The organism is Bacillus sp. S3 (assembly GCF_005154805.1).
Taxonomy (GTDB): Bacteria; Bacillota; Bacilli; order Bacillales; family Cytobacillaceae; genus Neobacillus.
Genome location: NZ_CP039727.1, coordinates 715,880 through 729,076, shown reverse-complemented (window position 1 = coordinate 729,076; position 13,197 = coordinate 715,880). Strand labels below are relative to the sequence as shown.

9 protein-coding genes are annotated in these 13,197 nt (G+C 41.0%); 1 reads left to right on the top strand and 8 read right to left on the bottom strand.

The features are described from left to right. Window positions 1–32 precede the first annotated feature (32 nt). Together FAY30_RS03350 and FAY30_RS03345 are read right to left on the bottom strand one after the other, a co-directional pair. A complete protein-coding gene (locus tag FAY30_RS03350; protein ID WP_149868565.1) occupies window positions 33–836 on the bottom strand; it encodes an ABC transporter substrate-binding protein in 804 nt (267 codons plus the stop codon). 225 nt (window positions 837–1,061) lie between these two features. Continuing rightward, window positions 1,062–2,174, bottom strand: coding sequence for a PLP-dependent aminotransferase family protein (locus FAY30_RS03345; protein WP_149868564.1), 1,113 nt, complete (start codon window positions 2,172–2,174; stop codon window positions 1,062–1,064). Window positions 2,175–2,444: 270 nt separating this feature from the next. Here FAY30_RS03345 and FAY30_RS03340 point away from each other — a divergent pair, with 270 nt between their 5' ends. Further along, window positions 2,445–3,836 carry a sigma-54 interaction domain-containing protein gene (locus FAY30_RS03340; protein ID WP_149868563.1) on the top strand — a complete coding sequence of 464 codons (1,392 nt, stop codon included), beginning with the start codon at window positions 2,445–2,447 and terminating at the stop codon, window positions 3,834–3,836. 58 nt (window positions 3,837–3,894) lie between these two features. On the opposite strand, the gene ebgA is transcribed toward FAY30_RS03340, so the two are convergent. The 6 genes from ebgA to gcvPA form a co-directional block, all read right to left on the bottom strand. Continuing rightward, the gene (gene ebgA, locus FAY30_RS03335) at window positions 3,895–6,954 is read right to left on the bottom strand and encodes a beta-galactosidase subunit alpha (RefSeq protein WP_149868562.1); all 3,060 of its coding nucleotides are present in this window, start codon (window positions 6,952–6,954) and stop codon (window positions 3,895–3,897) included. Between the two features lie 11 nt (window positions 6,955–6,965). Then, complete coding sequence (locus FAY30_RS03330; protein ID WP_149868561.1) at window positions 6,966–7,796, bottom strand: carbohydrate ABC transporter permease; 831 nt, start codon at window positions 7,794–7,796, stop codon at window positions 6,966–6,968. Next, entirely contained in the window at window positions 7,793–8,653 is an 861-nt protein-coding gene (locus FAY30_RS03325) for a carbohydrate ABC transporter permease (protein ID WP_411675484.1), read from the bottom strand. Before FAY30_RS03325 ends, FAY30_RS03330 begins: the two co-directional genes overlap by 4 nt. Window positions 8,654–8,804: 151 nt before the next feature. Beyond that, window positions 8,805–10,097: an ABC transporter substrate-binding protein gene (locus FAY30_RS03320; protein ID WP_149868560.1), complete on the bottom strand. Its 1,293-nt coding sequence runs from the start codon at window positions 10,095–10,097 to the stop codon at window positions 8,805–8,807. Window positions 10,098–10,124: 27 nt separating this feature from the next. Then, on the bottom strand, window positions 10,125–11,699 hold the full coding sequence (gene gcvPB / locus FAY30_RS03315; RefSeq protein ID WP_149868559.1) for an aminomethyl-transferring glycine dehydrogenase subunit GcvPB: 1,575 nt from the start codon (window positions 11,697–11,699) through the stop codon (window positions 10,125–10,127). Window positions 11,700–11,715: 16 nt separating this feature from the next. Continuing rightward, window positions 11,716–13,104 carry an aminomethyl-transferring glycine dehydrogenase subunit GcvPA gene (gene gcvPA / locus FAY30_RS03310; RefSeq protein WP_149868558.1) on the bottom strand — a complete coding sequence of 463 codons (1,389 nt, stop codon included), beginning with the start codon at window positions 13,102–13,104 and terminating at the stop codon, window positions 11,716–11,718. Window positions 13,105–13,197: the final 93 nt, after the last annotated feature.

Below are 13,197 nucleotides of genomic sequence, written 5' to 3'. Positions count from 1 at the left end.
TAGGAAAATCGACTGTAACAAATCACTAAGCATTACTTTTCCAGGAGATTCTTGCCAAACCATTTCACGCTTATCTTTTCATACGTTCCATCGTCAACCATTGACTTAATTGCTTCGTTTATCTTTTTTAGAAGGACTGGATTGTCCTTATTAACCGCAATCGCAATTTTTTCTTCTTGTAGGATTTCGTCAACATCCTTAATTTTCAATCCTGATTCTTTCATAGCGGAGATTCCAACGATTTTATCCGTTATAACTGCATCCACACGGCCTGGTCCAAGGTCTTGCAGGGCATAGACATCACTTGGATAATTTTTAATATCTTTTGTATATTGTTCGGCAACTATCTTATACGTGCTTGCTTGCATTACCCCTATTCTTTTATCCTTCAAGTCATCTTTCGTCTTCAACGTATCATTGGAGTCCGCTACAAAGATTTGTGCGCCGGATATATAGTAGGGATTTGTAAAATCTACCTGTTTCGCCCGTTCTTCCGTTGCTGTCATACTTCCGATAATCGCGTCATATTTCTTTCCTTTCAATCCTTGTATAATCGTTTCCCATGGGTTTGTTACTGGATTAGCCTCTAACCCAACCCTTTTCGCGATTTCATTACCGATTTCAACATCAAAACCAACAAGTTTTCCTCCGTCTTTATAATTTAACGGTTTAAGCAAACCACTCATGGCAAATGTTAATTTCCCATCGTTGACCAAATCCATTTTCTCATCCTTTACTTCCTTCTTCTCTGATCCATTCGATTTACTTGAACTGCAGCCGCTTAAAACAAAAAGGAACATTAAACCTACAATGATAGCAATAGACATCTTCTTCATTTCATTCACCTCTTATAATTAGTTTTATGACATTCGGTCTTACGTTTGATTCCGTTTCTTCTTCCTGAAAGGATCCAGCTCCGCCATGTTCTGTTTCCATACGGACAAAATCAAGCATCCAATGGCATAATTCATGGTCCACGGGCTCCGATATTACCTGAACGTTCCTTCCAGTTTAACTCGTGAAAACGATGGACTTTGCTTCTCATTTGCGAATCAAACCTCCTATCTTCCCCATTCGTTTCCCTCCAAAATTTCAGTAAGTGCTTCAATCAATGAGTCGATATCATCTCGTGTATGAAGTTCTGTTACGCTGTATAAGGCAGATTGACCTACCTCAGGAAAATCCATGGATAGATCCTTGCCTCCAAGAACTTTCTTTTCTAGTAGTCTTTCATTAATCACTTCCACAGACAGACCCGTTCCATTAAAATCAACAATAAAGTCTTTTAAAAAAGGTGAACTAAATCTAGAACCTTTTACACCCGCTATTTTATTTAGTTCCATTACTGCATATTGACAATTTTGCATAAGGGTTTGACCTATTTCGTACATTGCATTCTGACTAAGCAGCCCCGTTGAAACGGTTCCAACCAAGTGTGGAGGAAACTCATTAATATACTTCTCTTCATCCCTTACGGCAATAAATCCCACTTGTGTTTCTCTGTCCTTCCAATGCATCCCAGACAGACGGAGATCTCCGCAAACAATATCGGCACCATAGCGACTTGGGGAGGTTAGTACCCCCAATGAAGCAGGATCAACGTTAACAACTTGCAGTGCTCTATGTTCTCTAATCATGTCAGCCACTTCACTACCCTGCGATTCAATCGATCCTAGATAGGTGGGATTTTCGAAATAGACCGCTGCTATATCACTTGATAACTTTTTCTTCAAATCTTCTAAATCTAACAGGCCAGTATCTTTGTCGTAAGCAATAACAGCAAAATCTAGCTCTGGTGAGCCATAATATCTAATGATGTTAAATCTTTCCGGGGATACTATTTTTGCCACGAGGACCTTCTTTCTCCCTGTAATACGGGCAGCCATTCTAATCGCTATGGCTGCTGCTTTGCCCCAATCAAAGGTAATAATCTTCAAAATTTCCATATCTATAAACTCTGCTAGTAACCTTTGAGATTCTAACAATATCTGCAGCTGTCCTTGATTCCAAAGATGTTCACCAGCAAAAGATGTTAGGAATTCCGGCCCTAGATCTCCTTCGTCACAAACAGCCGGTATTTTGTTCTGCCAGCAGTCCGCATAAATTTCCGGTACTATTCCTTCATTTTGTCCAGATACCATATTTTGCAAGTTAGGATGTACCTTTTTTGTCATATGAATACCTCCTATTTCCGTAAGCATGTCAATGAACTATATTGCAATAAATGTGCCAACCTAATAAATGCATAAAACTCAGGAAGTTCACCTGAAAGAATGATTTTTATTTGCCATTATTGGCAAATAGTTGACAGATTCGCAATATTTGGAATATTGCTATATAATAGATAACAAGACCTATATCAACCTTGTAGACTTCCAACCACTACTTTTTTCTCTTAAGCGACCAAAAACTCTGAAAGTGAAAAAACGAAGGGAGGGCTTATATTGCCTTCAATCATGTCTATCACCAAGGTTATTCATACATTTGCCGAGCTTTTAAAGATAGAAATTGCCTTTTTCAATAATGAGGGGGTTTTAACTGCCTCGACAGAAGAATATAGGAGAAAGAAAGGGAACCGGGTGCATCAGGCTTTTTTTCAAAAGCTATATGAAAACCCTGTTAAATTTGTACATAAGCCAGGTCATACGAATATGTGCCGGGGCTGTCATTTCCAAAATAAATGTCCTTCAACAGCAGAAATTGTTCAGAATTTAACGGTAAACAATACCCATTACGGTTATCTTTCATTCGTAAGTTTTACCGAAGATGGTCAAAAAAATTTGATTGACCGTCAAAAGGAATATAACTACTGGATTACTAAATTAATGGATATTATTACGATCATCCTTCTTGAAACCGGCGGGGTACCGAAAATAAGGAGAAGACATGAAAAAACCGACTATATTATTGGAAATAGTTTGGAAATGCAAAAAATAAAAGAGCTGCTGAAAAACATCAAAAACAGCACTTCTTCGATTGTGATTACGGGAGAGACTGGAACAGGGAAAAGCTTATTGGCAAAGATGATTCATGAACAAAGCATGTTTCAAAAGGGAGATTTTGTGGAAATAAATTGTGCGAGTATTCCAGAATCTTTATTTGAAAGCGAATTGTTTGGTTATGAAGAAGGAGCATTTACTGGTGCAAGAAAAAGAGGAAAACCGGGTTATTTCGAGCTAGCGGATAAGGGAACGCTTTTCTTAGATGAGATTGCAGACCTCCCTATCCATCTCCAGCCAAAGCTTCTAAAAGTATTGCAGGACGGTTTAGTACAAAGAATAGGCGGGACACTGCCCAAAAAGGTAAATGTTCGAATCATTGCGGCAGCGAATCAATCTTTGGAAGACCTGATGGAATTAAAACAATTCCGTTCAGACCTCTATTACAGACTAAAGGTAATTCCGCTCCATTTAACTCCATTGAGGGAAAGGAAAGAGGATATCGAGAAGTTACTCCCCTTCCTATTGGAAAAGCTGCAAATACGAACAGGAAAGTTCATTCAAACGTATAGCAAAAGTTATTTGAAGAGATTAAAGGAATATCATTGGCCTGGGAATATCCGCGAGTTGGAAAATGTCATTGAGTACAGCATGAATATCGAAAAAAGCACACAATTGACCGAATCGTCACTACCTGATTTCATAGGAAGGAAATCAAAATCGAGAATCCCTCACTCTATAAAGGAACGAGGAGTATTACAAGAGGCAGAAAAAGAGATCATCTTACAAAAACTCAATCAATTTGGCTATGATCTTGAAGGAAAAAAGCAAGCAGCGAAGGAACTAAAAGTCAGCGTAAGGACATTGTATAGGAAAATGGAGAAATATAGTATTTAGCGAAAATTTAAAAGGGTGTCAGGCACTATGTGAAAATCACATGGTGCCTGACACCGTATTAACACTGTTCGCGTCCTAAATCTACTGCTGTAGTTAGTTTGCTATTGAATGGTGAAATCCGGAATTTCAAAGTTAAATCTTCAAATTTACAACGATATTTTTCGAGCTGATTTTGACCGCAGGAATTGCTGCCGAGACCATTTTGTTTGTAATCGAGATTTAAAACAACATAGTCACGCGGTTTCAAATCAATCGTATGCTTCGCTTGTTCTAAATCTCTAATTTCATAGTGTGATGCGCTAAAATCAAACGTTTCATCAGTGATGAAACTAAGCCCATTCGCATCATGATCTGTTAGACTGACCCAGTCACATTCAGAACGATTGCCGTTTTCCTGCGGTTTCACATAGTTCGTAAACAAGCCATCAACCGTCTGTCTGTATACGCCTAATTGATTCGCTTCTTTCGAATCCACATAACTTTCACCCGGTCCTCTGCCTCGCCATTGTATCTTGTCAAAGCCCTTATTTAAGCGCAGGTTCACCCCAAGGCGCGGAATCATTACTGGTGCATTTTCCTTCAACCCGGAGGCAATACCGTTAACAGTACACACAATATCTCCATCAGGATAAATACTGTAATGATACTGAAGCTGATAGTACCACGAGCTGTTTGTTGTCCCGTAGAATGCATCGGTTTGCCATTCAAAAACTCCATCTTTCAACACATACTGAACGTCTTCCACGATTTCATGACCTAAGTGCATGAAGTATTTGGTACGATAATCCGAAAGCAAGTACATATCATTGTCAATCGGTGCGCGCCAGAAATTGAACTGCGGACCTTTTTCGATCTGAACCTTGCCATTGCGAGTAACCTCTTTCATTGTCCCCTTGACGTGATCAAAAGTGACTGTAAAATCATTACCAGAAACCGTTACAATTGCACCATCTTTACGGACATGAAGCTTCCCTTCAGGATGTACCTTCGGCAATTTTCCCTTACCCGGAAGAACAAAGGAAGCATTCGCTAATTCATGCCCTTTTACCGCCCATGGCATATCTTGTTTTAAAGTAAAGGAAAATACGAAATAATAATGGGCACCGCTAATCCTTTCGATATCTTGTCCTGATCGCACCTGAATCTCTGCTTTTTCTCGTCCCGCAATCTTTGGCACTTCCACCTTAAAGGATTCTAGCAGTTTATCATCTTCAAACAATGAGCAGGTAAGTTCTAAATGATCCAATGACAAGAAATCATAGCGGTTGATGAGACGGAATAATCCCTTCTCCATATCGATACATTCCGTTTGAACCGGTTCAATCACTTTCTTGTATTCTGCTAAACTAGGCGACGGCGTCCCATCCGGCATAATTAACCCATCGATACAGAAATTTCCATTTGTCGGATCATCACCGAAATCCCCGCCATAGCGGTAGTAAACTGTGCCATCCTCCGCCACAGTTTCAATTCCGTGATCAAACCACTCCCAAATAAAGCCGCCTTGCAGTTTATCATATTTGTAAAATAAATCCTGATATTCTTTTAGATTCCCAGGTCCATTCCCCATGGCATGGGCGTATTCGCAGAGAATATGCGGCTTTTTTGTTTTCTCAATCACTTTGCCCATCGTCAGCCTGCCCCCATGCTCTTCAAGCCATGTGTACATGGTGCTGTAAACATCAGTAACTTCTGCTTCAAAATCTCCTTCATAATGAACAAGGCGGGTTGGATCCATTTCCTTTGCCCGTTTGGCCATCGCCCTGAAATTACAGCCAAACGATGACTCATTTCCAAGTGACCACATAATAATACATGGATGGTTTTTATCCCTTGCAATCATCCGCTCTAAACGGGAAACATGTGCCGTTTCCCATGCTGGGTCGTCGCTGATCCAATCATATTTACCGGTCAATTCAAAGCCGTGACACTCTAAGTCGGTTTCGTCAATGACATACATCCCGTATTGGTCACAAAGGTCGTAGAGATAGTGAGCATTCGGATAATGCGCTGTGCGAATGGCATTAATATTGTTTTGCTTCATTATCTTAATGTCGCGCTCAATTTCCTCTTTCGTTACCACTCGACCTGTCTTCGGGTTGTAATCATGACGGTTGACGCCCTTAAACTTGATGGCCACCCCATTAACCAAAAATTTGTCACCGGATACAACAATTGAGCGGAAACCGACAGGCTGGTGAATCACCTCTACCATCCGGCCGCCTGCATCTTTGACAGTCATATAAAGATGATATAAATGCGGTTCCTCCGCACTCCATTTCAACGGTGCTGCAACAGCTTTTTTAAAAAGTTCATCCGCTGATTCTTCCTCGCTGAAGACTTGCTTGCCATCTGGGGCGATTAGTTCATACACCACCGATTGGCCTGATTGCTCTGTTAACATAACCGCCACTGATAAAGTCGCATTTTCATCGTTTTGATCGAGTTCCGTATTCACAGTAAAATCATAGAGGCCCGCAGATGGTCTTGTATACAACTCGACATCCCGGAAAATCCCGCTTAGCCACCACATATCCTGATCCTCTAAATACGTCCCGTCCGACCACTGGAACACGCGGACCGTTAGGATGTTGGTACCTTGACGGCATAGACCGGTCAGATCAAACTCGCCTTGAATCCGCGCACCCTTGCTATAACCCGCAAACTCACCGTTTACATATAATTCATAGGCGGAATCCACCCCATTAAAACGGATGATTAGTCGCTCTCCCTCAAGGCTGCGGTCCAATTCAAATTCACGGCGATAAATCCCCGTTGGATTATCTGTCGGCACGCGCGGCGGGATAATCGGGAAGTTATACCACAGGTCTGAATAATGCATTCTCCCGTACCCCTGCAGCTGCCAGTTGCCGGGAACAGCAATATCATCCCAATCTTTTGTATCCAAATCCTCTCTGTAGAAACCTTCCGGACTATATTCCGGCGCTTCCAAGAACATAAATTTCCACGTTCCGTTCAAGTTTTGATAGTAATGGCTTTTGTCTGCCTCATCCATTTCTGCCGCTTCACGGGAAGGAAAGCTGACATAATGAGCACGGGCATCCATTCGGTTGATTCCGTCTGTTTGGATGTCTTCCCATCGCTTTAACTTTTTCATAACTACACCCCTTATTCTTTAACAGATCCACCCAAAATTCCTGAGATAAATTGCTTTTGCAGCAATAAAAAGAAAATCATAATGGGAATAGTTGACAGAGTGGTCCCCAACATTAATTCCCCATAATCGATTCGTGCCATCCCAATTAAGCTGGATAACGCTACAGGCAGTGTAAACATGTCCTTAGAATTTAGCGTGATGAGCGGCCATAGTAAGCTGTTCCACTGTGACATAAATTGGAAGATTGCAACAGCAGCCAATGCTGGTCTTGTTACTGGTAAAATAACAGAAAAGAAAATTTTTAATTCCCCTGCCCCATCGACACGGGACGCCTCAATAATAGAGTCTGGAACCGCCTTCATATTTTGCCTCATCAAATAAATCGAAAATGGAGCAGCCAAACTCGGTAAAATAATCGCTTGATACGTATTTAACCAGTCAAATGTCACCATCATTTCAAATAACGGAATTAATGTTACTTGGAAAGGAATCATCAATGAACATAAAATGACAAAAAAGAATATTTTTTTCCCCTTAAAACGGAATTTCGCAAAGGCATACCCTGCCATTGCGCTAATAAGCGTACTTAACAGTGTATAGACCACGGCAATATATAAAGAATTCCAAAAGATTTTTGCAATTCCTAAAGACTCACTAAGTGACTGAAAGTTTTTAGCTAAATAATCACCAGGAAGAAGCCTTGGCGGCACCCGGAAAATCTCCCCGGAAGGAAGAGTTGCTCCGACAATCATCCAGTAGAATGGAGCGATTGACAGGATTACACCTACGATCAATAAAATATAAATACAGATTTTAGTTGAAAGCTTTTTTGAAGTAATCATCCCTCTGTATCACCTACCAATTTCATCTGAATCCACGAAATGATTGCAGTTATGAGGACGAGAACATAGGCAATGGCTGAGGCATAACCAAAATCAAAAAACTTAAATCCAGCTTCGTATAAATAAAGCGTGATGGTCATGGTCGCACTGTTCGGACCACCGTGTGTTAATATAAATGGCTCGTCGAATAATTGAAGTGTTCCTATTGTTGACATTACCACTGTAAAAATGAACACCGGTTTTAATTGTGGAATGGTAATCAGGAAAAATTGTTTTATTTTACCTGCTCCGTCAATACTTGCCGCTTCGTATAAATCAGCTGGGATATTTTGCAGCCCCGCTAAAAAAATCACCATATTATACCCGGTCCATCTCCATGTCATAACAAGAATCACGGATACTTTCGCCCAAAATGGGGTGGTCAGCCATGGAATATTTTCTACTCCGATGAAGGAAAGGAAATAGTTTACTAATCCAAAGTGTTCATCTAAAAGAATCATAAACACGATCGAGGCTGCGACAAGAGCTGTAATAGCCGGCATAAAATAGGCGATTCGAAACAGTGCCTTAGCTTTAACCAGTTTTGAATTTAGTCCAACCGCTATTAATAGAGCTAGAAAAATCATTATTGGCACTTGGACAACTAGGATTTGAAACGTATTAAGGAGAGATTTATAGAATATAGGATCATGGATTAATCGAGTATAATTGGCTAAACCCACAAACGTTTTCTCTACCCCCCGCACCTCTTGGAAGCTTAAGATAAATGAGGAGATAACTGGATAAACAGTAAATATTACTATTAATAAAAACGCCGGGGCCATAAACACATATGGGGCACGCTTGGGCGTTAACACATTTTTCTTAGGTTTAACATGGTAATTGGTTGTCGTATTTACGGCCTTTTCTGTTTGTTCCACCTAAAGGCACCTCCTTAAATCTAGGGAAACATTGGTATGGATGGAAATGAGAGGAGCAAAAAGCGCCCTCTCCCATCAGATAAACCAATTATTTAATTTCATTCTCTAATTGCTTTTGCGCATCCTTTAAGGCAGCTTCTACTGATTTATTTTCTAAAAGAATAGCGGCTTGAGCGTTACTAGTAAGCTTGCTCGCCTTTGCAAAATTTTCGTTCAAATGAATTTTCGGCACATCGTCAACAATATCGGCGAACTTTTTGAATACTGGGCTATTATTGAAATACTCACTGTTTTCGGTAAACTGCGGCGCGTTATAGGTTTCTTTTAATGACGGGAAAAGCCCATATTTTTCAAAGCCCAGCATTTGTGAATCTTGATCCGTTGTAAAGAAATCAACAAAGGCATAGGCAGCAGATTGATTTTTGCTAGTAGAAGGAATTAGCAAGGATGAGCCCCCCAAATTCGCATACCTGTTACCGCCTTTTTCAAAGCTCGGTAAATAAAATACATCCCATTTTCCCTTCAAGTCTGGTGCCTGGTCCATTATAGAGCCTGTATACCAAACACCGTAAGGAACAGTTGCCACGGTACCGTTAACGGTTGCTGTAACAATGCCATCCCAGCCATTGTTATTTAAAACTAAATCCTCATCATGGAGCTTTTTAATGACGTTCATCGCACCAACAGCTTCTGGTGAATCAAGTGTGATTTTTCCATCTTGATCAAAATAAGAAAGTCCTTGCTGCTGCATCATCATTTGGAATATACCATCATAGTTGGGGATATCAATTGGCAGCATTTTTGCACCAGTTGCTTCTTTAATCTTCTTCCCTGCTGCAATATAGTCATCCCATGTCTCGATAGATTTTGGATCAACACCGGCTTTTTCAAAATAATCGACTCGGTAGAATACTCCCGCAGGACCGATATCCCATGGTGCCGCGACGAAATTCCCATCCTTATCCTGGACAGCTGCTACCTTTGCTGGATTAAACGAGTCTTTGTATTTGTCGTATCCCAGCTTGGTTAGATTTGAAAAGCCTTGCGGGAATTGAAAGGTATAGCCAGGAATACGCTCATCCTCCATTAACACAACATCTGGCAGTCCGGAACCTCTTGCTGCAAGACCAACCGTTAGCTTCTCATATAAGTCTCCGCTATTAAAATCCTCTACTTTTACTTTTACATCAGGATATTTCTTTTGAAACTTTTCAACTGAAGCCTTCATCGTTGCCGCAGCAACATCCCAGCCCCATACAGTTATCGTACCTGCGGGATGTTTGGAATCACCGGTTTTCGCTTCATTCCCGGATGAATTGTTTGAACAGGCGGATAGCATTAATAAAAGAGCGGCAAGTAAAACAGACAAATACTTTTTCATATTGATCCCCCAACTTTTATATAGTTTTTATTTAACAGTTTCACATGGTTGCGTCTTTTTTAAATAGGAACGCCAAGTAATACACCATTTCTCTGGGTGATCAAGGAAATCTTGCTCGTCCATTTTGTGAATGGTACTAGTATGCGGAGCCGTTTTGACGATTTCCGGATTTTCGTAGGCTTCCTGTGAAATTTGCTCCAATGCATGAATATATTCATCCAGATCCTCTTTGGAATAGGACTCAGTCGGCTCTAAAGTGAACGGCTGTTTTACAATGTATGGGTGATGACTTGTCCAATAATGGAGACCGAAATCAGTCATTCTCCTCGTAACGTCTTCTGTCGTTACGCCCGTTTCCATTGTCATCTGCTCCCAGCTATAACGGACCTGTTCAAGGCGGTGCCCCTCGACATATGGTGCGCTGGCGCCGCGAATATCTAAGACTTTATGGTACATATAGTTATTATTTAGGACAGCAATCTTTGCCACTTCCTTAAGACCCTCAGCTCCAAGAGCGCGAATCCAAGCATACGCACGCAAAACAGTTTGTGCAACACCATGGAAGGAACGAACCTTTCCTATGGAATGCTCTAGATTGTATTGAAGTGAATATTTGCCGTTATGATGCTCAACAATTGGCGCCGGCAGGTACTCTTTCAATTCTGCAACAACACCAAGTGCCCCAGTTGCTGGTCCGCCGCACATATGTGGTGCCGCAAACGTTTTGTGAAGATTGAAGAAACACATATCAAAGCCTGCTTCTTTTGCTCTCGTCATTCCTAAAAGACCGTTTGCATTCGCTTGGTCGTAAAAGCAAAGACCACCAGCTTGGTGAATGATATCGGTAAATTCTTTAATATTTGGGTTAAAGATTCCTGTATCTTCAGGGTTTGCCACCACAAAACCTGCTGTCCTCTCTGACACAACTGCCTTTAGCTTCTCGATATCAGGAAATCCATTTTCATCTGGATGCAGAGTAATAATTTTATAGCCCTTTACTGCTGCCGTTGCTGCTTGTGACGGATGCGAGAAAATGGTCGTGATGATTTCATCCCGCTTCTCTCCTTCACCTCTTGTTTCATGATATTTTCTTACAATCGATGCCATCGCAAATAGCGCCTGTGTCCCACTACTTGGCTGGAATGAGAAATAATCCATCCCTGAAATTTCGCGCATACATAAATCTAGATTATGAAAAATTTCAAGCATTCCTTGAACTGTCTCTTCATTTTGTAACGGGTGCAGTTCCATCATTTTTGGGTCACGAACTAATAGCTCATTAATTTTTGGAATGTACTTCATCGTACATGTCCCTTGGCCAATTTCAACATTAAAATCGGAACCTAGTGTTTCCTGCGAAAGTCTTACATAATGTCGTAATACACGCGCCTGGCCAATTTCAGGCAAGTTCGGCTTTTCCTTTCGCTGCATCGTTTCAGGAATAACCGATAGTCCATCCCCTACAGATAATGCAACTTCTTTATTAACAGGCGGAATCTCTACACCTTTTTCTCCAGGCTGATGAAGTTCGAAAATAATCGGCTCATTCCATTTCGCTTGATGGAAATCCCTGGTTTTGCTCGTGCGCTTGATCCTTTTCATATCAAAAAACTCCTCTCTATTTTGTTAAAACCTCTTTAATAGATTGAATAAGGGTGTCAATATCCTCTTTCATATGAACCTCGGTTACGCAAAATAGTGCCGACTGCCCAAACTCAGGAAACTCTTGCGAAAGGTCTTTACCGCCAAAAATATTCTTCTCCAGTAATCTTTGATTAATCTGTTCGACTGAAAGTCCTGTTTGATTAAAATCCACAATAAACTCTTTAAAAAATGGCGATGTTAAACGAGAACCAGCTACTCCGCTAATTTGATTTAGCTGCTGCACAGCATATTGGCTATTTTGCATAATGGTTTGTCCAACCTCCTGCATGCCATCTGGACCAAGCAAGGCTAAATATACGCCCGCTGTAATTCCCCATAATGCCGTTTGCGTACCGACCGATTCTTTTCCTTTTTCTCTTAAGGCAAAGGATGTCCGATCATATGCAACATCGCCAAATCCGTATTCTCCTTCCTTTATGGTTGGAACGATTCCGAATAATCGGGATGGGTACTCTTGAACAAATTTCACTTCATCGCGAGTGGCAATAAATCCAGCCTGCCCGCCGCTAAAATTCATATGCATGCCAAGCGGCTGCAGATCACCACAGACGATGTCAGCTCCATACTGACTTGGCGGCGCAATCACGCCAAGGGAAATTGGATCTACCCCTACTACCATTAAAGATCCATTTTCCTGTAACAATTTAGAGATCTCTGGTCCTTGTGATTCTATAAAACCGAGATATGATGGATTTTCAAAATAAATGGCAGCAACATCGTCTGTTAACTTTGCTTTTAAATCTCTTAAATCCATGGCACCTGATTGTGTATCAAATTGAACAAATTCAAATTCTAACTGCGGTGTGCCATAGTTAATCATAATTTTGCTGCGTTCTGGGGCAACGGATTTTGCGAGCAAAATCTTTTTCCTTCCGGTAATCCGCGCTGCCATTCTGACTGATGTAGCAGCTGCTTGTCCCCAATCAAATGTTGGTACATTCACAACATCCATATCTACTAATTCTGCTACTAAACTTTGATACTCAAAAAGTGCCTGGAAACGGCCGTGGTCTTCATACGGCTCCCCTGCATAGGCAGTTAAAAATTCAGAGCGCTGATTGATTTCATCACATACTGCAGGAATAAAGTGCTGCCAGCAGCCTGCTCCAAGAAAATTCAAATATTCCTTTGTACTTGTATTTTTATTAAGGATCCTTTCAATATGGCGTCTAAGCTCATACTCTGTTAAGGCAGCAGGAATCTTCATATCTTCCTTAAGCTTTAATTCATCTGGTATGCAGGAATATAACTCCATAATAGATTCAGCACCGATTACGTTTAACATCTCTGCCTGTACTTCAGGAACCATATTGGGTATATAAGGATGAACCTTTTGTGTCATGAAAATATCCTCCTTCGAATCACTATTTTTAATTAGGCTCTGTTAAACGTGGCTGTTGATTTCCGCTACATCCGCAAGCGGTTCGCGGGGCGG

What these genes read in the sequence shown, in the direction of transcription:
- ebgA (WP_149868562.1), bottom strand. Translation starts at nt 6,954, where the DNA reads ATGAAAAAGTTAAAGCGATGGGAAGACATCCAAACAGACGGAATCAAC.
- FAY30_RS03320 (WP_149868560.1), bottom strand. Translation starts at nt 10,097, where the DNA reads ATGAAAAAGTATTTGTCTGTTTTACTTGCCGCTCTTTTATTAATGCTA.
- gcvPB (WP_149868559.1), bottom strand. Translation starts at nt 11,699, where the DNA reads ATGAAAAGGATCAAGCGCACGAGCAAAACCAGGGATTTCCATCAAGCG.
- FAY30_RS03345 (WP_149868564.1), bottom strand. Translation starts at nt 2,174, where the DNA reads ATGACAAAAAAGGTACATCCTAACTTGCAAAATATGGTATCTGGACAA.
- gcvPA (WP_149868558.1), bottom strand. Translation starts at nt 13,104, where the DNA reads ATGACACAAAAGGTTCATCCTTATATACCCAATATGGTTCCTGAAGTA.
- FAY30_RS03330 (WP_149868561.1), bottom strand. Translation starts at nt 7,796, where the DNA reads ATGATTACTTCAAAAAAGCTTTCAACTAAAATCTGTATTTATATTTTA.
- FAY30_RS03350 (WP_149868565.1), bottom strand. Translation starts at nt 836, where the DNA reads ATGAAGAAGATGTCTATTGCTATCATTGTAGGTTTAATGTTCCTTTTT.